The following is a 25,380-nucleotide window of genomic DNA, read 5'->3' as shown; positions in this document are numbered from 1 at the left end:
AATCTACTCGAAAATTGGATTATCTATTTGCCGCCTTTCTGTGTTTTGGCACCATCTGTGTAGATCGGATTCTGTTTATTTCCGCCAGACATCAAATATGCGACAAGATCTCTCAATTCATTGGGATTCAGACCATTAATCAATCCTGGAAGCATTACCGAAACGGTCGACATCTTAGTGGACGAAACTTCCTTCTTTGCTATTTTACGAACGGTTTTGGAATCAAACGGATTTTGCGCGATGAAATAAGTATTAGCATCTTCATTGATTTGACGTCCTACGATTGATTCACCAGTTTTCAGCGTGTAAGCCACCGATGCAAACTGATCAGACACTGTTTTGTCGGGGATGATGATCGATTCGAGCATATCCTTCACAGAGAAACGTGTTCCCAATTGCGTGAGATCCGGACCAACATCTGAGCCTTCGCCTTGAATCATATGGCAGCGATTACAGAGTACAGCCGAGAAAATCATCTTTCCTTTGTCAAAATCACGGTTTGCGAGACTATCCTGAACCTGTGCTACCGCATCTTCCACTTTCCACCCCCGGCCAGGGCCTTTTGGAGAATAAAGTTTAACAAGGTCATTTCCACTTCCTGTAAGTAACTCAGAACCAGAAAGTTTGTTATAATATTCCACCTTATCCTTTGGGACATTTTTCAAAGCCATTTGACGTGCCTTGTCAATAAATCCGATGTAACTACGGCCACCCTGGTAACTGAATGCCTTATGGAACCATTTGAAATACTGTTCGCTCAATTGCGGAGTCCATCCGGTTTTTGCGCTGCTCAGCATGATTGCATAATACATTTGCTGGGCAGGCGGCATTTTTTCAAGTAAGCCAGCCAGGTCTAATCCATATTGCGGGTTGCGCAAAATCAGGTCCGCCGAAGCAGTCACCATTTCATTATCCTTATCGTCAAATTTCTCATTTTTTTGGATCAGCGCAAGTGTCTTTTCAACCACTTTCGGAGCTTCGAGCGTTATGAGGATTTTACTTAAGAAACGGTTTTGTAATGCGTTCGACGACGGATATTTTGGATTCAGGTAAGCGATTAATGCTTGTTTGGTAGCTGCGTCTGGTTGCCCTGTTCTGTAAAGAGTTACTTCAACTGCGCGCAAAAGTGCTTGCTTTTGCAGATCGTCCAGCTTAGCATAATCGATTTTCGTCAATCCTGTCAGGATAGGCCCTCCTACTTTCGTAGAGTCTCCCTCACGTGCCAATGCAATCGACGAATAGATAAGCGTTTGTGGGTCTTTTTCGGCATAAACCTTACTTTCCCATTCTGCAACAGGTTGGTGCTCAATGGCTAAGCGAGCCGCAAAACGCAAGAAACGATCGGGGCTTTTAAGATATGGCCAGGAAGTTTCAACCGCTTTTGGATCTTTCTTCGCATGGAATTTTTCCAAATCGGTCCGTTGCTTATGCTCGGTAGTCAATGTTGGTTTAACCACATTGGCGCCAGCCGGAATGTTTTTATAATCACCATAATACACACGATATAAGTCGGATTCCAAACGACGACCGCCAGTCAGGAAATAGAGTGCACCATCAGGACCAATCGCACCATCGGTTAGAGGAAGCGGCGCGCCGGAAAGAAATTCCTCATGATCAGCAGTGTAAGTTGAACCGCTTGGTTTCAGGTGCAAGCCGTGTACAATACCAAAACTCCAATCGAATGCAAGCAATGTGTTTTTGTATTTGGCTGGAAACCTTGCGTCTTTCAGGTAAATAAGGTTTGTTGGCGATCCCTGGCCAATGTTCATAACGGGCGAAAGGAAATCAGCAAATGCTGGTGAAGTGTTGGCTGAACCAGTTCTCCATCCATAATCTCCGCCGCTGGTGGCGTGGCAAACGCGGGTTGGACGATACCATGGTGTACCGAAATCCCACTCCATATCCGAATCATAGGCGAAAAGGTCGCCAGCTTCATTGAAAGCGATATCATATGGGTTACGATAACCGGCGCTTACCAGTTCCCAGTTTTTTCCGTCAGGATCGGTATGCGCAATCCAGCCACCTGGTGCATGCCTGTCATTGGCGTGACCTCGTGGATCTTTGATAAATGGAAAGAGGTTGTCATTTTTCCAGTTTGTCATCAGACGATAGCTGTCCATTTTTGGAAGATCGGTGAAGTTACCGGCTACGACGTAAAGCGATTGCTGGTCAGGAGAAAGGATAATGCTGTGCGGGCCATGTTCCCCCTCCCCTTTCATCCCCTTAATAAGCGTAATTTTGTCGTACTGGTCGTTTTTGTCCGTATCCTGTAACCGATACAAGCCGCTGCCTTTTGGAAAACGGGCATTTTCACGGTTGTTGATCATGACATACAGGCTGTTAAATGCGTAAAGTAAACCGTGCGCGTAACCCATTGCCACTTTTGCTGTATCCCCTTCAACTTTTAATGTTTCAACAGTTGGCTTTTCTGTTGAACCGATGGCTGGAAGAACAAGACGGAAAAGCCCGCCGTACTGATCAGAAGTGATCATTCGACCCTTATCATCAAAGGTCATTGAAACCCAGGAACCGTTTTTCTCTTCGGAAGGGCTGTACAAATGCTCCGCCTTAAAACCTTCAGGTAATTTGATCTTGTCGACCTTGGAGCCCGGAGGGCGGTGTTTGGCAGTTCGGTTACTTAACATAACTCCGCAAAAAACGCTCACGGCGAGTAATACCGCAAGTGCCATTGGAAGTTTTAACCATTGTTTTTTTGTATACATTTTACAGCTCAGAGTTTAAGTAATTATAAATAAATGATGAATAAAATTGTCGTTTTCCAAATATAACTATGCTGCTGCTATCTTAAATAAAACTAACAAAAACTTTAAATAATCTGATAATAGCAATATTAGGGGTTATGCGCGATGAGACCATCCTGTTGTGTCGGGTATGAGCGGCTTGAAGAAAAGAAGAAAGGTGCGCCAAGCCGAAGCCTGATGCACCTTTTAAATGTTGAATGATTGAATGATTGAATGATTGAATGAGTGAATGAGTGAATGAGTGAATGATTGAATGATTGAATGAGTGAATGAGTGAATGAGTGAATGAGTGAATGATTGAATGAGTGAAACTTTTGAATCGATTTACTGAATGCCCAATTTAATCATCCACTCATTCACTCATTCAAAATTTTTCATTCACTCATTCACTCACTCACTCATTCAAAATTTTTCATTAACTCATTCAGTCGTTCAAAATTTTTCATTCACTCATTCACTCATTCAGTCATTCAAAATTCATTAAAAACTCGGCGTTAAAGCGGACTCAATAGCCGGCAGACCATAATAATCGTCCAGGACGGTGAATGCGTTTGGCGGTGGGACGGCTCCTTTTGGAAAATAATAGGCTGCTGGATTAGCTTTTACTTTTGCTCCATAGGCTCCAATGATCTCCTTCACACGTCCCGTCCGGGTAAGGTCGAACCAGCGTTTGTTTTCAAATGCCAGCTCAACCCGTCTTTCTTTGAAAATGGCTTCCCGCATATCGGCTTGCGAAGCGGCTTTGGTAGCCGCAAGCCCTGCACGCGCACGAACCTGATTGATATATGTACCTGCTTCTGCTGGTTTACCCTGTTCGTTTAAAGCTTCTGCAAGGACTAACAATACCTCTGCAAAGCGATAAACCGGCCAGTTTTGACCAGTATTACCATGTAACGCGTGCGTCCGGGCGTATTTTTTGATGTAAGGATACTTTTTGTTTTCTGCCAGACTTTGGCTTAGCGTTACATAACCAATGGAAATGTCTTTCCTTTTATCCCCGGCTTCATAGGCTGCAATCAAATCCGGTGTCGGAATGTTGTTGCTTTCCTGCGAAGTTGGCTGTGTATTAGAAGTACCGGTAATTGGCCTCAATTCATCGATGGTGATTGGAGAGGGTATAAAACGGTAAACGAAACCACCATTATAACCTGCCGAGCCCTCCATGTACTGGATCTCGAAAACTGACTCAGCATTGTTTTTGTTAGCTGACGTAAAAGAAAATGCATTATCATAATCAGGTATCAAACTATATCCGTCGTTAGTGATGACGTCTTTCATCAAAGGTTCTACCAGCGCCCATTTTTTCTGGGTTAGATAAAGATTTGCCAGCAACGTTTTGGCAGCGCCCGATGTGGCACGACCTGCTTCCTGTTTTGCTTTGTTCAACAAAAGCGTACTGGCTTCCTTGGCATCTTTTTCAATCTGCGCGTAGAGTTCCTCTGTTGATGCAAGCGGCAATGCTGCATCTTCACGTCCTGTGACAGGTATTAAATGCAAAGGAACTTTACCAAACAACCTCACAAGCTCGAAGTACGCGAACCCTCTTAGGAACAACGCTTGACCCTTTAAGTTGTTCTTGGAGGCTTCTGCAAAATCAATCGCGTCAATTGATGTCAAAATCTGATTTGCTCGGGCAATGATCTGATAGTTAAGTCGGTATGCTACCAGCACATTGTCGTTTGCAGTCACTCCGCCGGAAGTTGGAACGGCGAAGTCGGCAACGTTCTCCGTCGGGTCGACCGCACCATATAGCGTGTTTCGCGCATAATAGGTGTTATCGGAATGCATTTCTTCCAATACCCAAGCCCGCTCATTGAAATACTGGCGAAGCGGGACATATGCGGCGTTTACAGCTTGTTGAAAATCAGCTTCTTTGACAAAAAAGGTAGCTGAACTCAGCGCTGTCTCAGGTATTACGGTCAGGAATTCTTCTTTGCAACCGGTCAGGGCAATTGCCAAAAGCCAGGTCGCTATATATTTTGTTTTCATTTGATCAGAATTAATAATGAATTTAGTTAACGTTATGGCTTAAAAGTTCAGGTTAACACCCAGTGTAAAGGTACGTGGAACCGGATAATTGGAAAGGTCAACACCCTGGCTCAAGTTACCACCGTCGCCGTCGCCGTTACCCTGTGCGCTGGTTTCCGGATTAGGTCCACCCCAGTATTTTGTGAATACATACACTTGTTGTGCAGAAGCGTACAGACGGGCGGATTTGAAAAATTTGTTCGCAATTCCTACGTTGTAGCCCAATGTAATGTTCTTAATGGTGAAAAAGGAAGCATTGGCCAGGAAGTGTGAACTGTTCCAGTCGCGTTCAACCCCTGTGTAGTTACCACCGTTGTTAGATGCTCCATACATACCGTTTCCTGTAGAAATAACCTCAGTTGCTACACCCGCAGCGTTGTTTTTTACTCGGAAGCGATCCTTTACTCCTGCCACCATATTAAATACAGCATCGAGGTTGGCAGTACTGTAAAGGTGACGAACCCAAAGCTGGTTTCCCTGTGAGCCTGATCCTGTGATTGACATATCCCAGTTCCCGTAGCTAAAGTTGTTGGTCAAACCATAAATGAATTTAGGGAATGGGCTGCCAATAACTGTACGGTCGTCAGCGTCACCACCATAGGTAATTTTACCATCTCCATTTACGTCTTTCAATTTAATAGTTCCTATAGCCGAACGACCTGGAATGATTGGTGAACTCGCGAGGTCTTCTGAATTCATATAGAAACCCTCTTTTACCATACCATAGAATTGACCAAAAGGCTGGCCTACCTGCGTAATGTGGAATGAACCATATACACGGTCAATGCCTGGTGCCAGTTCCAACACTTTATTTCTATTAAACGAGATATTGGCGTTTGTAGTCCATTTCAGCTTACCATCTAAATTTCGGGTGGTAAGCGAAAACTCATGGCCCCAGAATTTAATTTCGCCAATGTTGTCATTAAAATTGCCGAATCCGGCTTCCTGTGGGATCTGTACCGCGTAAAGCAAATTGGTTGTCCGTTTGGTATAGTAGTCATAAACGAATGTGATCCGGTCGTTAAACAGACCTAGGTCTAAGCCAAAATCAAATTGCTTTGTCGTTTCCCAACCCAGGTTATTATTGGACAGCGAGGTTACCACTGCACCGGTTGCAACATTGCTTCCGAACACCGCGTTGGTAGTGTTGTTTACAAGCGCATACTGTGTGTAGTTACCAATGTTGTTATTACCGATCACACCAAAACTTGCGCGAAGTTTTGCAAACGAAACTTTTGGCATACTTTTCACAAACTCTTCATCCGAGATGACCCACCCGGCAGAAACTGACGGGAATGTACCCCAGCGATTTTCTGAGCCAAAGCGGGAAGAACCATCGCTACGAACCGCAGCAGTCAGCAAATATTTACCTTTGTAGTTGTATGATAAACGGGAAAGGTATGACACCAGCGACCATTCGTTTATACCATTTGCAGTGTTACCGCCATTCCTGTCAATGTTCAGAGCTCCCTGGATTGTTGGCAGGCGGTCATCTGCGTATGTATTTGCAGTGATCCTCGCGAATTCCTGACGAAACCTTTGTTGTGTAAAACCAGCCAATAACTCGAAACTGTGGTCACCCAAGGTCTTACTGTAGGTTGCAGTATTTTCATTCAGCCAGCCAATGTTCTCAAGACTTTGACGGATTGAAACAGCCGTTGTCGGAATTGGGGTGTTGATACTGCTCGTAGCAGTGGACGGGTTGAAGAAGAAAAACTTGTTGTTTTCGTATTCAACATTCAGGGTCGCCTTAAGTACGAGCCCTTTCAACGGCGTTACCTGTAGATAGGTGTTGCCTAATAATTTGGTTTGCTTTTGTTCGTTGACAAGCTCTTCCGCAGCCCGAAGCCAGTTTGGGTATGCGAAGATATTGCCCGTGCTTCCAGGGAATTGATTAAACTTAGTCAGCTCACCATTTGCATCGCGTATCGGCATTACAGGCCATGTATGCAGGGCATTGAAAAGGATACCCGTTCCACGATCACCGTCCGTTCTTGGCGTATTGTCATACACATATTGTGGGGCGAGGTTGAAGCCGACCTTTACCTTTTTATTTACATCATACTCCGAGTTCATCCGAAGTGAGTAACGTTTGTACTTGTTATTCAGCACAACACCCTCCTGATTAAAAATCCCCGCAATAAGCGACGTGCGAAGGTTTTCTTTATTTGAAGTAACTGTCAGGTTATAGCTTTGAATGGGGGCCTTTCTCAATAGTGAACCATACCAGTCATTGTTTTTTCCGTCGTATGAGGAAGGATTTTGGAACTCTACCGGCACTTGCTGGTTCTGATCTTCGTAGTATTCTTTTTTAAACTGTGCAAATTCAGTTGCATTCAGCATCGCCAAACGCCCTCTTTCAGGAACTTTCTGGATACCATAGAAAGCATTCAGGCTCACACTAGTTTCACCTGCTTTACCGCGTTTGGTGGTAATCAGTACTACCCCATTCGCTGCCCTTGAGCCGTACAGAGATGTTGATGAAGCATCTTTAAGAACCGTAATGTCTTCGATTTCGTCCGGATTTATAGCTCCGATGCTTCCCGTGATAGGAAAACCGTCTACAACATATAAAGGATCACTACCTGCTGTAACAGACAATTGTCCGCGGATACGGACCGACATTCCTTGCCCGGGCTTGCCCGTAGTCTGATTGATTTGAACGCCTGCGAGCCGTCCCTGTAATTTTTGAGTTACCTGCGAAACCGGCACATCCTTAATGTCGGCGGCGCTTACTGTTTGCACGGCACCTGTAATTTCTCTTTTTAATTGGCTACCGTAGCCCACAACTACCACTTCTGACAGTGCTTTCGCGTCAGTTGCCAGTTTAATGTCGATAACATCACTGTTGCCCAATGTTATTTCCTGGCTCAAAAAACCAACTGAAGAAAAAATCAGGATACCGCCCTGATCCGGGGCGGTAATCGCATAAGCACCTTCCGAATCGGAAACGGTACCCGTTGTGGATCCCTTAAGAACGATACTCACGCCCGGAATTTTTTCTCCGGAATCGTCGGTCACTTTTCCTTTAATGGTCCGGTCAACAGCAACTGCGTAGTTGCTTTCCGTTAAAAAGTTCGGCGCAGTATGGTTGTCAGCCATAGCATTAAGCCCACATGCAGCCCCAATGAGCACCTGGCCCAGCGATAACTTCAGCATGGCACTCAATTTGCCGCAATTAGAAGATTGTCGAAATTGATTCATACGATTTGGTTTGGATTTAAAATTTAGCAGATATTGACTTTGGGGTCTAGGAACAGTAGTATTTGAAATATTTTAATTTTTATTGTTTAAATCTTATTTTAATTTTGCCACACTGCAGCGATAGTTTGCAGGGATAACTGATAAATTATAAATAGTTGGTGATTATAAATTGAAATACTTTAAGAAATAAATATCCTTTGTTTCTTAAAAGGACAAGATTTAGTTCTTAAAGTAATATTTTATGCAATACTAAAAGGAATAGCATAACGGACTGTCCTGCTCTGTCTGGTTTTGTGAAATATTTAATTGCCATGACTTTTTAGGATTAAAGGCATAAAAAAAACACCCGACAGCGATGCAGGGTGCTTTTTTATGGGTAAGGGTTTAGGATAATAGTTCTGCGACTTCTTTACCCTTTCCATCGGGTGTAGTATAAAACGGTCGTTTTTCGACATCATAATGCGTATCGCCGGCGATGCCCATTGCATGATAAATGGTTTGATGAACCTGGTCGATTTTGATTGGGTTTTCAATGGTTTTACACGGACGTTCGTCAGCCGTTTTACCGTAAACAAATCCTTTTTTTACACCACCGCCAAACATCAGCATCGAACCTGCATCAGTAAAATGGCGGTGCATTCCGTAAAACTTTAGTTCAGACAAAATATCTGGCTGGTCCACTTGTTCCAACACCTTATTATCCGGTTTTCCTTCTACCATCATATCCCGGCTGAATTCACTAGCAAGTACAACCATCGTCCTGTCGAGCAAACCTTTCTGATCCAAATCCTTGATTAGCTGAGCAATGGGCCCATCGATTTGCTTTTTCATATCACCGAGGCGGGTAAAACCATTTTCATGGGTATCCCAGCCTTTGAAAGGTTCATATTCGGTGGTTACGCTGATAAATCTTGCGCCTTGTTCCGTTAAACGACGTGCCAGCAAACAGCCTAAGCCGAACTTTCCGGTGTTATAGGTATCGTAGCTTTCTTTGGGCTCAGTACTCAGGTCAAATGCTTTTGACTCTGGGGAGTTAAGCAAAGCATATGCTTGCTCCATGGATCGTTTAAGAGATTCGCGCTGGTAATCACTGCCAAATTCGCCTACCGGACTATTATTAATTAACTCGTTGTAAAGATGATTTCTCCTCTCAAACCTTTTCGCATCCATTCCAACCGGCGGCCGTACGCTCTCCAGACCTTGGGTAGGATCAGGAATAAAGAATGGACCGAATTCATTGCCAAGAAAACCGGCTGTGTGGAAGGCTTTCAGCTCTTCTGCCTCCCCTACCGTGAACCGTTGCCCAATGTCAATAAATGCTGGAATTACCGGATTTTTCGGTCCGAGTTCTTTGGCGATCCAGGAACCCAAGTGTGGTGCTGCTACTGTTTGAGGTGGTTCATAACAAGTATGCCAATGATATTGATGCCGCGAATGCAGGATGTGACCCATATTGGCAGCAACATAAGATCGAATCAATGTGCCTTTGTCCATCACTTTGCCAATAGACTGCAATCCTTCTGAGAAATGGATACCATCCAAAACCGTAGGCATAGACTTGAAAGTACTTAGCACTCTGTTGCCTTCCATGCCTTTCTCAAAAGGCGTGTAGCGCTTGGGATCGAATGTTTCGGTATGTGCCATTCCGCCTGCCATCCACAACAAAATAACAGTATCAGCCGAAGATTCAGGTCCTGAAATCTGCTTGCAGCCGGAAAGTAAGCCGGATACTGGCGCTCCTGCGGCGAGCGCTGCCATGGTCGCTGCGCTTGCCCGTTGTAAAAATTCTCTTCTATTCCAGTTCGTGTTCATCTAACTTATATTTAAATGACTGATTTCGAAACAAACATCAATCATTACTTTACTAATTATACTTTTTATATTAATCAATCAAAATTAAAAGGATAATAATCTTGGTAATATTATATGTTCAGATAATTTAGAATGGCACATATGTTGCTATCACAGTCCTGTTAATATATCAGCTGAAATTCGGGAACCAGGGCGATAGCCCACATCAAATCCTGGATACCTTCATCGCTCGGGCTCGACCCCAAAATTCTTTTTGCAACTGCTATTTCCTTCGGCAATGGTGCCCGCCCAAGTGACTTTTTATACAACGCGGTTACCAGCAGTTCGGAAGTTGGATATTTTGCCCGCCATTGCTTCGATCCTGTTTTAAGCGTTTCGGTAAACTTATTCCCATTAGTCAGTTCCAGTGCCTGCAGCAAATTGGCTTGCGAAGTTCGGCTGGTACTCACAGTTTCCCGGTTCGGCCTTCCCAATGATGTAAGGAAGGGATCGTTTTTAACAAAACCTGCGCGGGCAAATGGCAATTTCTTTTGCATGCCATCAGGCAACAATTTTGTAACTACCGCCGAGTCGGCATACACTGGATTGAAGGCAACGCTTATGGCATCTGTGAATTGTTCTGCGGTTAGCCTGCGCCGGACCATACCGGAAAATTTGTATTCATTGGCCATGATATCACCTGCTTCTTTTACCGAAGAAGAAGGCAGCTGATAAGTATTGGAAGTAACAATCGTGTAAATAAGCTTCTTCATATCATATCCGTTTGCTACGAAATCGGAAGCAAGCCAATCGAGCAGATCTTCGCTCCATGGAATGTTATCCATCATATCCACAGGCTCGACAATCCCACGGCCCATTAATTGAGCCCAAACCCGATTCACCAAGGTCCTGTAAAGACGGCCGTCTTTTGGCTGTACCAGGAAATCAGCCAGCTGGCGAAGTCGTTTTTCAGTGCTTTGGTCGATGCTGATTTCTCCAAGTTCGGGGAACAGCATTTTTGTTCCGGCTATTTTTCCTGTCGGTTTATCACAACGGTTAATTTCCAATAGGGTGTCTGCAAAAATATTTGCAAAAGCATATGAATCTTCCAGCTTCCAATCACTGATAAAGCTGTCGTGGCATGAAGCACATTTAAGGTTGAGGCCCAGCAAAACTTGTGAAACGTTTTGAGCTGCCTGCATTTCGGTGCGCTGACTCGAATTGATCGTGCCTCTCCATTTAATTCCTTTTATAAACCCTGAAGATTCCTGACTGGGGCTTATCAATTCCTTGACAAACCAATTGTAGGGCTTGTTTACCTGCAACGATTTGTAAAGCCATTTGGTAATGTCAAACCTTCCGCCCGTGATATAACCGGTTCCTGAATAATCATTTCTCAATGCATCATTCCAGAATGACATCCAATGCTGCGCATAGTCGTCGTTTCTATCCAACAATTCCTTTGCAAGAAGTTCGCGTTTATCCGGACGCGGGTCTGATACAAATGATTCTACTTTTTCAGGAGGCGGAAGCAAGCCAATGATATCCAGATATACCCGACGAATGTATGTACGGTCATCTACCACCGGCTTCCAGCTAGCTTTATTCTTAACAAAATAGGTATTTACAATCAGGTCAATGGGTTTTTTGAGGTTACCGGTTGGAGCGGGAACCTGGGGCATGCGTGGTTCAAGCGCGGCTACGCGGTAAATACTTTTCTCTTTATCAGGCCATACTGCCCCTTTTTCAATCCAATACTGAAGCACTTTGATTTCACGCTCGGTCAACCGCTTACCTTTGGTCGGCATGGCTTCTTTATCGGTTTTGGGAAGCGAAACTCTTCTGATTATTTCACTCTGGTCCGGATGTCCTTTGACGATTATAGAACCGCTTTCACCACCCTTCATAATCCCTTCCTTAGTATTTAATCTTAAATCGCCTTTGCTTTTGGCTTCTCCATGGCAATTGTAGCAATTATGCGCCAATATGGTCCGGACTTCAACATTCAGATCCTGAATCTGCTGATCGTTTAATTCTCCTGTATTATTTGCAATGAAATCCACTTCTGTCGTAGCGGCTTCCAGCTTCTGCGCGGAAGGCAGCACACTGGAAATGTAATCGTCGCCATGGGTTAGCATGGCACCGTAATGCCCTGCAAACGTAACGCCGAAAACCGTTAGGAATAAGAATGATCGATATACTTTGAGGTAGTGCTTTTGAAAGGAGAAAGCTGCGATTACAGATAAAACCATTGTTGTAATCCCAGCCCAGCGGTGTATTTCAAGGCTGTCGCCGCCGTAATCGCCCTGGCTGGCAAGCAGCCAACCAAATATTACTGCAAAAACGGCGCTGCCGGCTCCAATCCAAATCAGGATTTGGATGCCGGCACGCAGCTTATTGGATTTTCCTCGCCAATCTATAATTTCTAAAATAAGCGCGACGCACAAAAGCCCGATCGGAAAATGTACCAGCAACGGATGCAGCCGCCCTAAAAATTGCCAAAGCCAGAAAGTGTCGTTTGCTTGGAGTAACACAATGTAAAAATTAGGGGTTTAGAAATATTCAGCAGTTACCTGAATGATGAATTTGAAGAAATAATATCGGTAAAACTATATTAATGTGGTAACGAACTACGATACTTAAAGTTACAAATCTTACCAGAATGTACCAAGGTTAGACATTAAGGTTAAAATGGAGAGCCTGGCTGCACGTTTGTGTAAGATTGTAAAGAAAAATGATCACCAATTTGTCGTGTTGAGCGCAGTCGAAACATGTTTGCCGTTCGACGGCAACGACCTTCGACTACGCTCAGGCTGACAATAGTTTTAATCAGTACCCAGGATTTTGAGTCAATTTGGCATTGATCAGGATCTGCGGGGCTGGTATGGGCAGAAAATATTCATTTTCAGTATACACATAATCCGTAGAGTTGAATGGCACATTACCGCGGTCAATTGTCGGCTTGGCCCTTTCCTTGGCGCCGTGCGCGTTCATGAATGCTGCCCATTGGGCTGGCGTCATTGTTCTTTTCAAGTCAAACCACCTTTGGTTTTCAAAAGCAAGTTCGAGTCTGCGTTCTTTTAATACCGCGGTTCTGAATGTAGTCTTGTCCAATCCCGAAAGTGCTGTAAGTCCTGCTCGTTTGCGGATTTGATTCAGATAATCCAATGCTTCAGCTGTTGGGCCAGTCTGCTCATTGATCGCTTCTGCCAGCATGAGCAGCACATCTGCATAACGCAGCACAGGCCAGTTGGTGTTGGTACGCTGCACAATGGTATGGGCGTAATTGTATTTGTTCACATAAGGAACCGGATATACTTTTCCGTCCAGTGTGAAACTCGGTTTCAGCGAAATGTCTTTACGTAAATCGCCTTTTTCATATGTTTCAATGATATCATTCGTTGGAGCATTCCTTCCGCCGTTACCACCAGCTGCATAACCGGTTACCGCACCTTTGGATACCCGGGGAGCAAATACATATTCAAATGAGCTTTGTTCGCCAAGATCATTATCACCCTGGTATTGTATCTCAAAAATGGATTCAACACCATTCTTTTTGGCCGGGGAAGGGTCGAAATTGTCTGCGTAATTTGCATTCAACGCATATCCCAATGTGGTAACCTCCTTCAATGTGGTCGCTGTTTCAGCATACTTTTTATTAACCAGGTATGATTTACCCAATAAACTAAGCGCAGCACCCTTGGTAGCGCGTCCTTTGTCCGCCGCATTGGTATACTTGGCTGGCAATAAGGCTGCTGCTTCTTTCAGGTCTTTTTCTACTTGCGCCCAAACCTCTGTTTGCGGAGAACGCACGAGGTCAAAAGCAGGATCGGGCGTCGCAAGCGTGGAGGTTACAATCACCACATCCCCGAAATACTGAACAAGATTGAAATAAAGATAGCCGCGCAAAAATTTGAGCTGACCTTCTATTTCTTTTTTCGGTGCATCGTCCAGCGTCGCTTCCTGCATTTTCTCGAGAGTCAGGTTCAGGTTGTAAAGCGTCGCATAGTAACTGTTCCAAAGGTTCGCGATTTCACCATTACCCGAATTGACGGTTGAAAATTCGAATGCTTCCCAACCACCTGCTCCCCCTCTGTCGGAAGGGTTCAAGTCAATAGTGGTATTATCCGTTTGGAATTCCCCGAAGAGGTACGCCGAGTTAGTTATCCCCTGAATTTGCCCGTAAACACCGTTAAGTGCCTGTTTGACTTGCGCTTCATTCTTATAAAATACATCCACACCTACTTTGGTGGGATCGGTCTGGTTGAGGAAATCTTCGCCGCAGGAAGATTGCAACAGGCCGGTAATAATAATTCCTAGTATGGTTATTTTTTTCATTTCTATCGAAAGATTAGAAGTTAACTTTTAAACCGGCAGAGAACGTTCTTGGAACAGGGTACGACTCATCGTCGTTGTTCAGTTCTGTTCCGCCTCTTACACCGGCGTCCGGGTTGTTTCCTGGATATTTGGTCACAAGAAGCAAGTTGGCTGCATTGACAAAGATCCGAGCATCCGACAGGATTCCGTCGACTTTTGGAAGTGTATAGCCAATGGTTACATTTTTGATCCACATATGGGTTCCGTCGTATACATAACGCTCGCTGCTTTCGCGTGACCATTTGAAATAATCAGTTCCTCCCTGTGAGTTTTTCGCATTCGGGTTTGGACCAGGATTTTCAGCGGATCTCCAGCGGTCTTTCGCCTTTTCAAGGACATTGAACACACCGTCCATATTCATTGTGGATGCTTCGATATTTCTGTAAATATCATATTTATAGGCACCCATCATCAACACGCTGACGTCAAATCTCTTGTAGTCTGCTGCAACCGTCCATGCCCAGTTAAACTTAGGGTTAGGGTTACCAATTTCGGTCATATCCTTGGTATCGTAGGATACAATTCCGTCCGGGCCGCCATTGGCTGCTCCGTGCAAATCAGCAAATTTCATCGCACCAGGAACTGCGCCTTCTTGCAATGGGGCTGCATCAATCTCGGCCTGGGTATTGAAGATGCCCAGTTTTTTGTAACCGAAAATCATACCGATCGGACGTCCAACCTGCTGGATGTTATATCCACCGTATTGACTACCCTGGAGAATGAAGTCGTTCTGGCCTCTGATGGCTAGCACTTTATTGCGGTTGAAAGTAATGTTGGCATTAGTCCTGAAATTGATCTGTCCAACCTTGATCCGGTAGGTAGCTGCCAATTCAACGCCCTGGTTCTGCACTTTACCTAAATTTTTAAGGGTTGAAGTAAAGCCTGAAACAGCTGGAATGCTATAACCCAACAACATATCATCGGTGATCTTCTTATAGTATTCGGCTGTGAACACCAGTTTGTTATTGAATAGAGCCAAATCCATACCGACATTGGTTTGATTTGATTTCTCCCAGGTCAGCTCAGAATTGGCAAAACGGGTTACTGTTTTACCAGACGCCAGCGTATTATTGAACACATAATTATTCAAACCCAGGAAAGCCAAACTCGCGTAGTTTCCATCGTCACCTGAATTCTGGCCTACTCCGAAATTGTTGTTTGCACTCACCGCATAGCTATTGTTACCGGTCATACCCCAGCTTGCGCGAAGTTTAAGGTCCGTTAACCAAGGTGTTTTTGGAATAAATGCTTCTTCCGAAAGTCTCCAGCCCACAGATGCAGCCGGGAAGTTGCCAAATTGGTGCCCCTCACTAAACCGGGAGCTTCCTTCGCGACGCATGGATGCTGATAGCAAATATTTGTCTTTAAAAGAGTAGTTCAAACGGGCCATGTAAGCAATCATCGTCCAGGTTCTTTCGATAGAGTTGGATGAACGAATGGTTGCATTACCCAAATACGGCGCCAAATCATCAGGGAATGTATTACCTGATCCATAAAGACCTTTTACGGTTTCCTGTTGCGCAGTGTAACCTAGCAAAGCGTCAAAATGGTGATCTTCTCCAATATTCAGGTCATACGTCAGCAATTGGTCCGCAGAATAGTTACGCAGTTCTTCCGAGTCGTCCCTCGCTGAGGCAATGCGCGGAGGTGCACCATTACTGCCGGTTGCAATGGCAAGCCCGATGGTGGAGGGTACGAATTCCTTGTAAGTATTGTAGTTCAATTTGGCATTGAGAGATGACCTGAACTTTAAGCCTGGAAGGATCTTAATTTCAATGTAGCCACTGGAAATCACATCGGCGATGTTCCGATTTCTTTTGACGTTTTTTAGCAGGTACAATGGATTTGGAAAACCGAATATGTCTCCCACACCATTATAATAAGGAATTAAATCCCCTTTTTCATCATAAGCAGGGTAACGTGGATCACTGATCAATGTTAAACCCACCTGTGCATTGCGGCCGTCGGTGCTGGACAAGCTGGAACGGGAATAGCTTCCGGCCATGTTGAGGCCCATGGTGATGAATTTGTTCACATCACCCATCAGGTTGGTACGTATTGAAGCACGATCGTAGTCTGTGTACTTCAATGCACCATCCTCTTTGTAGTAACCCGCAGAAATAACCGATTTGATCGGGCCTTTTCCTGAGGATAGCGAAAGGTTGATGTCCTTGTATGGCGCATTGTTATGCAGGATAAGATCAAACCAGTTTGTAGAATATTTTGTGTTTTCTGGATTGCGGAAGTCAACGGGAATCTCCTCGTTGGTTGGGTTTCTTTTGTTAGCAAGGAGGAACCTGCCAATAAAAACTTCCTTTTTAAACTGCGCGAAATCCTGGCCATTCAACACTTTGGTTTTTCTGGCTTCCGGAACATTCTGAACCCCATAATCGATGGAGATATTCAGGTTCGTCTTTCCTTCTTTGGCAGATTTAGTTGTAATCAAAACCACACCATTAGAACCTCTCGCACCATAGATAGCGGTTGATGCAGCATCTTTCAAGACTGAGATTGTTTCAATGTCATTCGGATTGAGGTTTTGACCCACCGAAATACCAACCGGAAATCCGTCGATAACATATAAGGGATCGCTGCCTGCTCCCAGAGAGCTGATACCTCTTACTTTCACTTCAAATTGCTGACCCGGAGTTCCGCTCTTTTGCTTGATAATCACACCTGGTGCCTGTCCCTGGATCATACGGGTTACGTTGGACTTAGGAACCTCACCAATATCATCGATATTGATAACTGAAAGCGCTGAAGTAATGTCGCGCTTGCGCTGAGTACCATAACCTACGACAACTACTTCTTCCAGAGCTTTGGTATCAACCACTAATTGCTGGTCGATCGTCGACTGGTTACCGACTGTAACTTCCTTAGACAAATATCCCACAAATGAAAAAACCAGCACATTTGTGCCAGATTCAGGGATATTGATGGTGTACAAACCCTCGGGATCCGTGACGGTTCCCGTGCTGGAACCCTTTAAAATCACACTTACACCTGGTAAAGCAAGACCTTTATCGTCGGTAAGCTTCCCCTTCACAGGACGGTCGACGGTTATTGCCATCGAACGATCGGACTTGCCATTTTTTGCACCTGCCTGTGCGATGTCGGTGCAGATGCCGCTCAAAAGCACCGCCCCAATCATCAGTCTTCCAAGTGATTGGGGGCCAGTGTTGAGTTTTAATAGTCGAGGTAGATTCATACGCTAAGGAATTGATTTTGGTGGAACATAAATAATGAGTCGTTCTATTCAATTAGTACAATTAATGATTTGAATTGTACTTAATTTAGCAATAATATCCGTAAAAACAAGGCTTACTATCCTGTTCTGTCCGGTAAAAAGCCAAAAAGTGTATGAAACAAACAATTAATATAATTTCATAAGAAATAAAGTTTTGGAGCCAAAATCCTGCATTTAGGATGCCATTTATTAATTTTAGAAAATGTGTGGTTGCTAGCGATTTATTATATGAGCCGAGGTTTAGTTCGCATTTTGTTCTTTTTAACACTGTTAATTTGCTGCACGCCGAAAGCAAATGCGAACCATATCGTTGGTGGGGAGTTGAAAATGAGGCCAAATGGAAATATCAACACCTTTGAAGTTACACTTATCCAGTTCTGGGACGAAAATAATATTGTTGATGCCACGCCTACTTCTTCTGGTAACAGAGATGCCTTTGCAGTTCTCTTCATTTATCAAAAGAGCGATAATAGGCTAATTGATAGCGTTAGGGTCAACTACATTAATTCTGAGACCATTGCTTACCAAAATAAAGCCTGTGCGGTAGTCAGATCACTGAACACTACAATTGGGACATATAGAGGCCTCATCACGCTCAATACTAATAAATTTAATGCGGCTGCCGGCTACTACATGGTATGGGAACGATGCTGTCGGAACAGTGACATTAATAACATCATTGACCCGGGAAATAGTGGGATGGTATTCTATATTGAGTTTCCGCCCCTTCAAATCAGGAATAGTTCTCCGGAATTTGTCCCGCCAAATGGTCAATACATTTGTAGCAACCGCCCTTTCAGCATGAATATGAGTGCTACTGACGCAGATGGCGATGAATTGAGGTATTCTTTGGTAACGCCGCTCCGAGGTAATACTGACGCGCAGCGGCCAACCGGCAACAGTGCTTCAAAACGAGGTTATCCAACTGTTAATTGGGAATCCGGGGTTACGCTGGCTAATGTCATATCCGGAAGTGATCCTTTAAAGATAAGCAGTTCAGGAATTTTGACGGTCACCGCGGATCGGCTTGGCTTATATGTTCTGACCGTGCAATGTGAGGAAATGCGAAATGGGAAGCGGATCGGGCTGGTTCGAAGAGATTTTCAGCTACTTGTCATCGATTGCAATGACGATCAGCCGGAGCAGCCCGTTATCAAGCTGCTTTCTAAACCTGTTACCGAAGTGTCATTCTGCCCGGAAAGCCCGATTCAGCTGGAAACCGAAATTTCAGCAGATTGGTCTTATCAATGGCAGTTGAATGGATTGAACATTCCGGGCGAAACCAATCCAACGATCACGGTAAAGGATTCCGGCCAATATTCGGTGGTGAAGAGCTATACTAAAAAATGTTCAAGGGATACAAGTTCTCAGACGGTTTATGCGCACTATGCTGATCCGATCCTCGCATTGATTTCAGCAGATAAGGATACATTGTGCAGAGGTGAATCCATGAAGCTGCTCGCAAATGATGGTTCCCTTAAAACCGGCGAATTGATTGTATGGAGCAAAGATAATGCAGTGGTTGGTGAAAAAAGTGCAATACTATCTGTAAGCGAACCGGGAAGCTACGTGATCGAAATCACAAACCAGACGATGGGATGTGCTGGGAAAGATACCATTATAATTGGATCAGAGGCCTTTACACTTTCTCTGCCTGATAGAAAAGGCGTCCTTGAAGGTTCCAGAACAACACTAACACCGACTATCAATCCACCCAATCTGGCCTATACCTATGCATGGTCTCCACCTCATGGCATTCAGTCAGCAATTACCGAAAAGAATGCGATTGTGGCCCCAGCACAGGAAACAGTTTATACATTGACAGTTACCTCGTCCAATGGATGTGTGGAGGAAGCTTCGACGATTGTATTTGTGGTTGATAAAATGCACATCCCCAACACGTTTTCTCCCAATGGCGACGGGCACAACGATACTTTTCAAATTTATAACGCAAAGGATCAGATCGTCGAAATGCGGATCTTCAACCGCTGGGGCGAAGTAATCTTTCAGTCGAGTGGCTACAATCAGCCGTGGGATGGAACCTACAAAACAACTCCTGTTCCCGCTGGAAGTTACCCTTACGTCATCAAAACTGCTGAAAGAGACTTAAACGGAACTATCCAAGTCCTAAAATAGAGGGGTAAATATCTTACTCACAATCAATTTAAATTATTATTTCCCCGGCCGGAATTCCTGGAAAGTGCCATCTGAGTAGAAAATCAATATTTTTTCCACTGATTTTTCATCTGGTTGTTTCTGCAGCTCTTTCATTGCCTTGCTTTTTGGCTGTATACTTTCAGAAATGTTCTTGCTTCGTATTTCAACCTGGTGGTCAGCGTGGTAGGTTGGAAGCGGCTCATCGTCCAATATCCACTTCAAGCCTAACTCGGGGAAACGCTTAACGATCTTCTGGACGATGTCCAGGCTGGGTTTGTTTCTGCCAGCAAGAATGTGCGAAATACTAGATCGCTGTATCCCAATTTCATCCGCAAAAATGGAAGGAGTAATGTTTTTATCGGTTAGGATCTGCTTTATCTTATCGCTGAGGTCCATATTATGGTTTAAGAAGTTAATAAACAAATGTAAATCAATGATTTTATTTATAAAAGGCAATTATAAATTTAATACTATAACTTACTAATATATTAAACCAAATTATTTACAAATGTATACTAGTATTGGCAGCAAAAAAAACGGCACTGAAAGCACCGTATTTCTGGGTGAGAATCTGGTTTAAGCTACACAGCGACGTGATTTTCTCTCAATGCCTCATTCAGCGAAGTTTTCAGATCAGTGCTTGGCTTTCTTTTACCTATAATGAGTGCACAGGGAACGTGATAAACGCCAGCAGCAAACTCTTTTGGAAGCGTTCCAGGTATAACGACCGAATCCTCAGGTACGAAACCCTTGTATTCCACTGGTTCCGAACCGGTCACATCGATGATCTTGGAACTGCCTGTAATAGTTACGCCAGCGCCTAAAACAGCCCTTTTGCCAATGTGGGCACCTTCCACTACAATACAGCGGGATCCTATAAATGCGCCATCTTCAATGATAACCGGTGACGCTTGAACGGGTTCAAGCACGCCTCCAATTCCTACGCCACCGCTGAGGTGTACATTTTTACCGATCTGGGCGCAGCTGCCCACAGTGGCCCAGGTATCAACCATTGTACCCTCGTCTATATATGCCCCAATGTTCACATAGGACGGCATCAGAACGACCCCTTTCGAAATGAATGCTCCATATCTCGCCACAGCGGGTGGCACAACGCGTACCCCAAGTTTGTCGTAACCACTCTTTAACTTCATCTTATCATGGTACTCAAAGATGCCAGCTTCGCTCACCTGCATCTGCTGGATAGGGAAATAGAGGATGATGGCCTTTTTTAAAGCCTCGTTTACCGTCCAGGTTCCGTCCTCTTTTTGTTCGGCTACCCTAATCCTGCCTTTATCAAGCTCTTCAATGATCTCTCTGATGTAATTTTTAGCTGATTCTTCTTTTAAAAGTTCTCTGTCGTTCCAGTACGACTCGATTTGCTGGGTAAAAGTCATGTTCGAGTATTTGATTAATTAAAACTATTTAAGTTCCTCTATTACATTATGTTGCGTCATAAATGCGTATTAAATTCTGAGATCACGCTGATAATGAAACGGCTCTGAGAATGAGAGCAGATCGATTGCAAATATAGGGTAAAAGGGTTTAATAGGATACTAAGAAGGATGCAATCGAGGTAAACAAGAGGAAAAGTACAATCAATAAGTAATACTATTTAAATTAGTAAATCACAGGCAAATAATGCTAATTTAAATCGTAAAATAGACAAAATTACTAATTAAACTAGTAATGTTATGTTAGCCCTTGTTCCCTGATTTTTTAGACTCTTTTCTTTATATCGGTCGTCATTTTTGTTAATATTGCGCCAAATAACCAATCAAAAGAGATATGTCTAAAGTTAAAGTAGCAATCAACGGATTTGGCCGCATCGGTCGCCTTGTCTATCGCCAGATTTATAATATGGAAGGAATTGATATCGTAGCCATCAATGATCTGACAAGTCCAAAAGTCCTGGCCCATTTGCTGAAATATGATACAGCACAAGGTCGTTTCGATGCTGACGTAAAATCAACCGACAATTCAATTGTAGTAAATGGTGAAAATATCGTCATCTACGCTCAACGTGACCCTGCGCAAATTCCCTGGGGCTCTCATGATGTGGACGTAGTTCTCGAGTGTACCGGCTTCTTTACCAGTCAGGAATCTGCAAGTGCGCACATTAAAGCAGGCGCAAAAAAAGTAGTCATCTCTGCCCCAGCGACCGGAGATCTAAAAACGATCGTCTTTAACGTGAACCACGATATTCTGGACGGCTCTGAGACTATTATCAGCGGCGCTTCCTGTACAACCAACTGTCTGGCCCCAATGGCGCAGGTATTGGAAGAGCAATTTGGTATCGTGAATGGCCTAATGACTACCATTCATGCTTATACGAATGACCAGAACACACAGGATTCACCCCATGCAAAAGGGGATTTGAGGAGAGCAAGGGCGGCTGCTCAAAACATCGTTCCAAATAGCACAGGCGCTGCCAAAGCAATTGGCCTTGTACTTCCATCACTGAAAGGAAAATTGGATGGCTCCGCTCAGCGTGTTCCTACATTGACCGGTTCACTTACTGAATTGACCGTCATTCTTGGAAAGGAAACGAGCGTTGAAGAAATCAATGCAGCCATGAAAGCTGCTTCAAATGAAAGCTACGGTTACACTGAGGACGAAATCGTAAGTAGCGATATCATTGGTATCAATTTCGGATCACTCTTCGACGCAACTCAGACAAGGGTACAAAAAGTGGGCGGTACTCAGATCGTAAGAACTGTTAGCTGGTACGACAATGAGATGTCTTACGTATCACAATTGGTAAGGACCGTATATTATTTTGCAAGCCTTATTGGAAAATAAAAAGGATTAAACTACAAAACGCCCTGCTCATCGACGATGAACAGGGCGTTTTCTTTATAAAAGCTTTGCTTTAATATACTTTATTGAATAGCCTTTTTTAGTGAAGATATGCTCATAATGTGTTTGGACACCATGATGCTCGCCGACTAAATGCGATTGGTATAAATCAGCGGTATGTTCAACGACGCAAAACCGGCCCGACTTTCCAAGCATGTCCAGGCTATAATCATACAAGAAATCGCTATCTGTTTTCAAATGAAACATCCCGCCAGGTCTGATGAAATCCGCATACATGTTCAGAAAATCCGGATTGGTCAGCCGTTTATTTTCGTCGCGGTCTCTGACTTGCGGATCCGGATGGACCAGCCAGATTTCACTTAATTCGTGCTGTTCAAAGAATTCTCGGGCATATCGAATCCCTGCCCGGAGAAATCCTACATTGCTCAAACCCATCTCGCTGGCTACGGCACTTCCCCTTGCTATCCGGTCGCCCTTAATGTCCATCCCGATAAAATTCTTGTCTGAAAACACTTTACCGAGACCGATGGAGTATTCGCCTTTTCCGCACGCCAATTCTAATATGATTGGATTGGGATTGTTGAAAAACGATTCGTTCCAATTGCCCCGGATCTGGCTATATAAAGGTTTTCCAGCCTCGATCACATTTTCTGCGTCCCCGTTGAAGCGGTAATAATGCATTTTCCTTCTCGTCATTCGATTTTACAATAGTTGTTCAAGATCCGCCACAACGAAAGTGCTGCCGCCCACATATATGGCATCGTTCACTGTTGAGTCTGTTATTGCCCGTTTCAAAGCTTCATTTACGTTTTCATACGTTTCGCCCTCTAAACCATTAGCCAATGCAAATTCTGTCAGTTCTGACGCCATTAATGCCCGGGCGTTGGACGGCTGGCAGAAATAATAGAACGCATTCTTAGGAAACAACTTTAAGATGCCGGAAATGTCCTTATCCCCGACAAACCCAATCACAAAACGCCGCTGAGAGGCAGGAATCGTCAGAAATTGTTTAATGGTGTCCGTTAATCCGGAAATGTTATGTGCCGTATCGCAATAAACTGTGGGTGATACCTGCAAGAGTTGCCAGCGTCCCAGCAGGCCCGTCAGCTTAGTTACAGAAGATAATGCCTGATAAACAGCAGATGTTGGGATTTGGTAACCTCTTGATTTAAGTACCTCTATCGCGCAAAGTACCCCGCATATATTTTTTCTTTGATATGCCCCGCCAAGATCCAAATTTAAGTCCGGCCACGAAATATCTTTGCTACGCCTGGCTTCGACATTCAATTTCATCAGCCCTTTATGGATGCCGAGATCCGTCACTTCATATAGGTCGGATGCAAAGGTTAGCGAAGCATTCAGTTCAATAGCTTTCTCAATAAAAACATTGGCAATATCAGTGCTTTGAAGCTCACTAATGATTACGGGAATACCTTGTTTAATAATGCCAGCCTTCTCGCCAGCTATTTCGGCAAGCGTTTCACCTAAGAATTGTGTGTGGTCGAGGCTAATGTTTGTAATGAGGGATAAAACCGGGGTGACGATGTTCGTCGAGTCCAGTCTGCCGCCCATACCAACCTCAATGACAGCAACATCGACTTCCAAAACTTGAAAATACGACAATGCCATCGCCACTGTAACCTCAAAGAATGAAGGATTCAGTTTTTCAATGTTAGATTGCTGATCGGCGGTAAAGTCCACAATAAACCTTTCACTAACTTTCTGACCGTCCACCCTTATACGTTCCCTAAAATCCTTCAGATGAGGGGAAGTATATAACCCTACTTTGTAGCCTGCGGTTTGTAAAATAGCAGCAATCATATGCGATGTACTGCCTTTTCCATTGGTACCGGCAACATGAATGGTGGGATATTGTTCCTGAGGGTTGCCAAGCGATTCGCAAAGGTCTCTAATAGTTTGAAGGCCCGGCTTAAAAGCTCGGGCCCCTATATTCTGAAAAACCGGAAGTTTGCTGTACAGGTAATCAATGGTATCCTGGTAATCCATTACTGATTATCGAGAACGTATTTTAAAGGTAATCGTCCCAATCGATTCATCGGGAACATTGGAAGATTTTGGTATGAATGTCAGGTCCCGAACCGCGCTTTTGTATTTGTTGACCACAGCGTAATCAGTTACGGTGGTACTTTGTGTCACAATGCTTTTCACCCGGCCATTTTTGTCCACAGTGATTTTGAATGTAATATCACCGGTAGCATCCGAATTATCATCCACAACAGGCCTGCGAGACCAGCTCCATCCGGATAAGCTTAGCCCGACAGCTGTGCCACCACCGCCTCCTTCTCCTTTATATGTTTTGGCAAATAAGCTACCTGTTTTTGATCCTTTATCTCCTACTCCTTCCGCGTCGTCACCATTGTTGTTCCCGCCAACCCCGGTTTTGGTTCCGTTGGTGCCATTGCTCCCCGATTTGCTTCCGGAAGATTTGGTGAATAACGCATCTTTGTTAACTGCTTTTTCCGGTGCAGGTTTGCTAACCGGTGCCGAAGCATTTTCACTTCCATTGGATTTTTTTACATCCGTCTTCTCTGGCGCTTCAACGGGACTTTCCTCCTTTGCGGCGATTACCGGTTTCTCAGCAACTGTTTTTGCGGGTTTGGGCGATTCTATTTTCGGTGGCGTGGGTGGTGTCGGTTTAGGCGTCGCAACGGATTTTACTTTCTTTACTTCGTCGGCATCGGCCTTCATATTCTCGGCTACCTTGCTATTATTTGGCTTATTGAACGTCTGTACATCGCCTTTACCCACCTTGCTCGTTCCATAATTCACTTCAACAAAAAGCTCCATAGGCTCCACTTTGGCCAGGTTGCTATTCAATTTGATAATGAAAAACAAACCCAGCATGGCAGCAGTTATTCCAAAGGACCAGGCCCAGGAAATAGCAATTCTTTGTCGGTCTTCTGCCTGTAATGTGATCATTTGATTGTCTTAAAATTTCTTTCGAAACGTAAAATTAGCAAAATTCGTATTCAA

At 44.1% G+C, this 25,380-nt stretch carries 14 protein-coding genes; 2 read left to right on the top strand and 12 right to left on the bottom strand.

What is annotated here, in order from left to right; genetic code table 11:
* Window positions 1-23 precede the first annotated feature (23 nt).
* The 7 genes from FHS68_RS16190 to FHS68_RS16160 all read right to left on the bottom strand — a co-directional run bounded on the left by FHS68_RS16190 (window position 24) and on the right by FHS68_RS16160 (window position 17,370).
* Window positions 24-2,723: a c-type cytochrome gene (locus FHS68_RS16190; protein WP_167271946.1), complete on the bottom strand. Its 2,700-nt coding sequence runs from the start codon at window positions 2,721-2,723 to the stop codon at window positions 24-26.
* A 519-nt stretch (window positions 2,724-3,242) separates the two neighbouring features.
* On the bottom strand, window positions 3,243-4,751 hold the full coding sequence (locus FHS68_RS16185) for a RagB/SusD family nutrient uptake outer membrane protein (RefSeq protein ID WP_167271944.1): 1,509 nt from the start codon (window positions 4,749-4,751) through the stop codon (window positions 3,243-3,245).
* Window positions 4,752-4,790: 39 nt separating this feature from the next.
* Window positions 4,791-7,994: a SusC/RagA family TonB-linked outer membrane protein gene (locus tag FHS68_RS16180; protein WP_167271942.1), complete on the bottom strand. Its 3,204-nt coding sequence runs from the start codon at window positions 7,992-7,994 to the stop codon at window positions 4,791-4,793.
* A gap of 384 nt (window positions 7,995-8,378) precedes the next feature.
* Window positions 8,379-9,806: a DUF1501 domain-containing protein gene (locus tag FHS68_RS16175; protein WP_167271940.1), complete on the bottom strand. Its 1,428-nt coding sequence runs from the start codon at window positions 9,804-9,806 to the stop codon at window positions 8,379-8,381.
* 161 nt (window positions 9,807-9,967) lie between these two features.
* Complete coding sequence (locus FHS68_RS16170) at window positions 9,968-12,268, bottom strand: DUF1549 domain-containing protein (protein WP_167273316.1); 2,301 nt, start codon at window positions 12,266-12,268, stop codon at window positions 9,968-9,970.
* A gap of 346 nt (window positions 12,269-12,614) precedes the next feature.
* Complete coding sequence (locus FHS68_RS16165) at window positions 12,615-14,123, bottom strand: RagB/SusD family nutrient uptake outer membrane protein (protein ID WP_167271938.1); 1,509 nt, start codon at window positions 14,121-14,123, stop codon at window positions 12,615-12,617.
* 13 nt (window positions 14,124-14,136) lie between these two features.
* The gene (locus tag FHS68_RS16160; RefSeq protein WP_229211926.1) at window positions 14,137-17,370 is read right to left on the bottom strand and encodes a SusC/RagA family TonB-linked outer membrane protein; all 3,234 of its coding nucleotides are present in this window, start codon (window positions 17,368-17,370) and stop codon (window positions 14,137-14,139) included.
* Between the two features lie 267 nt (window positions 17,371-17,637).
* Here FHS68_RS16160 and FHS68_RS16155 point away from each other — a divergent pair, with 267 nt between their 5' ends.
* Window positions 17,638-19,545: a T9SS type B sorting domain-containing protein gene (locus tag FHS68_RS16155; protein WP_167271936.1), complete on the top strand. Its 1,908-nt coding sequence runs from the start codon at window positions 17,638-17,640 to the stop codon at window positions 19,543-19,545.
* Between the two features lie 36 nt (window positions 19,546-19,581).
* On the opposite strand, the gene FHS68_RS16150 is transcribed toward FHS68_RS16155, so the two are convergent.
* Together FHS68_RS16150 and FHS68_RS16145 are read right to left on the bottom strand one after the other, a co-directional pair.
* On the bottom strand, window positions 19,582-19,962 hold the full coding sequence (locus tag FHS68_RS16150; protein ID WP_167271935.1) for a helix-turn-helix transcriptional regulator: 381 nt from the start codon (window positions 19,960-19,962) through the stop codon (window positions 19,582-19,584).
* A 185-nt stretch (window positions 19,963-20,147) separates the two neighbouring features.
* Window positions 20,148-20,963 carry a 2,3,4,5-tetrahydropyridine-2,6-dicarboxylate N-succinyltransferase gene (locus FHS68_RS16145; protein ID WP_167271933.1) on the bottom strand — a complete coding sequence of 272 codons (816 nt, stop codon included), beginning with the start codon at window positions 20,961-20,963 and terminating at the stop codon, window positions 20,148-20,150.
* A gap of 391 nt (window positions 20,964-21,354) precedes the next feature.
* Between FHS68_RS16145 and gap the strand changes: the two genes are divergently transcribed.
* Entirely contained in the window at window positions 21,355-22,368 is a 1,014-nt protein-coding gene (gene gap, locus FHS68_RS16140) for a type I glyceraldehyde-3-phosphate dehydrogenase (RefSeq protein ID WP_167271931.1), read from the top strand.
* Window positions 22,369-22,422: 54 nt separating this feature from the next.
* Here the strand turns inward: gap and trmB are convergent, their stop codons facing one another.
* Genes trmB through FHS68_RS16125 form a run of 3 tightly spaced genes read right to left on the bottom strand, consistent with a single transcriptional unit; the run spans window position 22,423 to window position 25,326 of the window.
* On the bottom strand, window positions 22,423-23,082 hold the full coding sequence (trmB, locus tag FHS68_RS16135; RefSeq protein ID WP_167271929.1) for a tRNA (guanosine(46)-N7)-methyltransferase TrmB: 660 nt from the start codon (window positions 23,080-23,082) through the stop codon (window positions 22,423-22,425).
* Between the two features lie 6 nt (window positions 23,083-23,088).
* Window positions 23,089-24,393 carry a bifunctional folylpolyglutamate synthase/dihydrofolate synthase gene (locus tag FHS68_RS16130; protein ID WP_167271928.1) on the bottom strand — a complete coding sequence of 435 codons (1,305 nt, stop codon included), beginning with the start codon at window positions 24,391-24,393 and terminating at the stop codon, window positions 23,089-23,091.
* A 6-nt stretch (window positions 24,394-24,399) separates the two neighbouring features.
* A complete protein-coding gene (locus tag FHS68_RS16125) occupies window positions 24,400-25,326 on the bottom strand; it encodes a hypothetical protein (protein WP_167271926.1) in 927 nt (308 codons plus the stop codon).
* Window positions 25,327-25,380 lie beyond the last annotated feature (54 nt).

This window comes from Dyadobacter arcticus, from assembly GCF_011762185.1.
Taxonomy (GTDB): domain Bacteria; phylum Bacteroidota; class Bacteroidia; order Cytophagales; family Spirosomataceae; genus Dyadobacter; species Dyadobacter arcticus.
Note: the sequence above shows the minus strand (reverse complement) of the source record. Positions and strands in the feature narration are given on the sequence as shown.

Bases quoted from the DNA above. Each gene is read 5' to 3' on its own strand.
- FHS68_RS16125 (WP_167271926.1), bottom strand. From the start codon at position 25,326: ATGATCACATTACAGGCAGAAGACCGACAAAGAATTGCTATTTCCTGG.
- FHS68_RS16155 (WP_167271936.1), top strand. From the start codon at position 17,638: ATGAGCCGAGGTTTAGTTCGCATTTTGTTCTTTTTAACACTGTTAATT.
- FHS68_RS16180 (WP_167271942.1), bottom strand. From the start codon at position 7,994: ATGAATCAATTTCGACAATCTTCTAATTGCGGCAAATTGAGTGCCATG.
- gap (WP_167271931.1), top strand. From the start codon at position 21,355: ATGTCTAAAGTTAAAGTAGCAATCAACGGATTTGGCCGCATCGGTCGC.
- FHS68_RS16190 (WP_167271946.1), bottom strand. From the start codon at position 2,723: ATGTATACAAAAAAACAATGGTTAAAACTTCCAATGGCACTTGCGGTA.
- FHS68_RS16185 (WP_167271944.1), bottom strand. From the start codon at position 4,751: ATGAAAACAAAATATATAGCGACCTGGCTTTTGGCAATTGCCCTGACC.
- FHS68_RS16175 (WP_167271940.1), bottom strand. From the start codon at position 9,806: ATGAACACGAACTGGAATAGAAGAGAATTTTTACAACGGGCAAGCGCA.
- FHS68_RS16160 (WP_229211926.1), bottom strand. From the start codon at position 17,370: ATGAATCTACCTCGACTATTAAAACTCAACACTGGCCCCCAATCACTT.
- FHS68_RS16165 (WP_167271938.1), bottom strand. From the start codon at position 14,123: ATGAAAAAAATAACCATACTAGGAATTATTATTACCGGCCTGTTGCAA.
- FHS68_RS16150 (WP_167271935.1), bottom strand. From the start codon at position 19,962: ATGGACCTCAGCGATAAGATAAAGCAGATCCTAACCGATAAAAACATT.
- trmB (WP_167271929.1), bottom strand. From the start codon at position 23,082: ATGACGAGAAGGAAAATGCATTATTACCGCTTCAACGGGGACGCAGAA.
- FHS68_RS16130 (WP_167271928.1), bottom strand. From the start codon at position 24,393: ATGGATTACCAGGATACCATTGATTACCTGTACAGCAAACTTCCGGTT.
- FHS68_RS16145 (WP_167271933.1), bottom strand. From the start codon at position 20,963: ATGACTTTTACCCAGCAAATCGAGTCGTACTGGAACGACAGAGAACTT.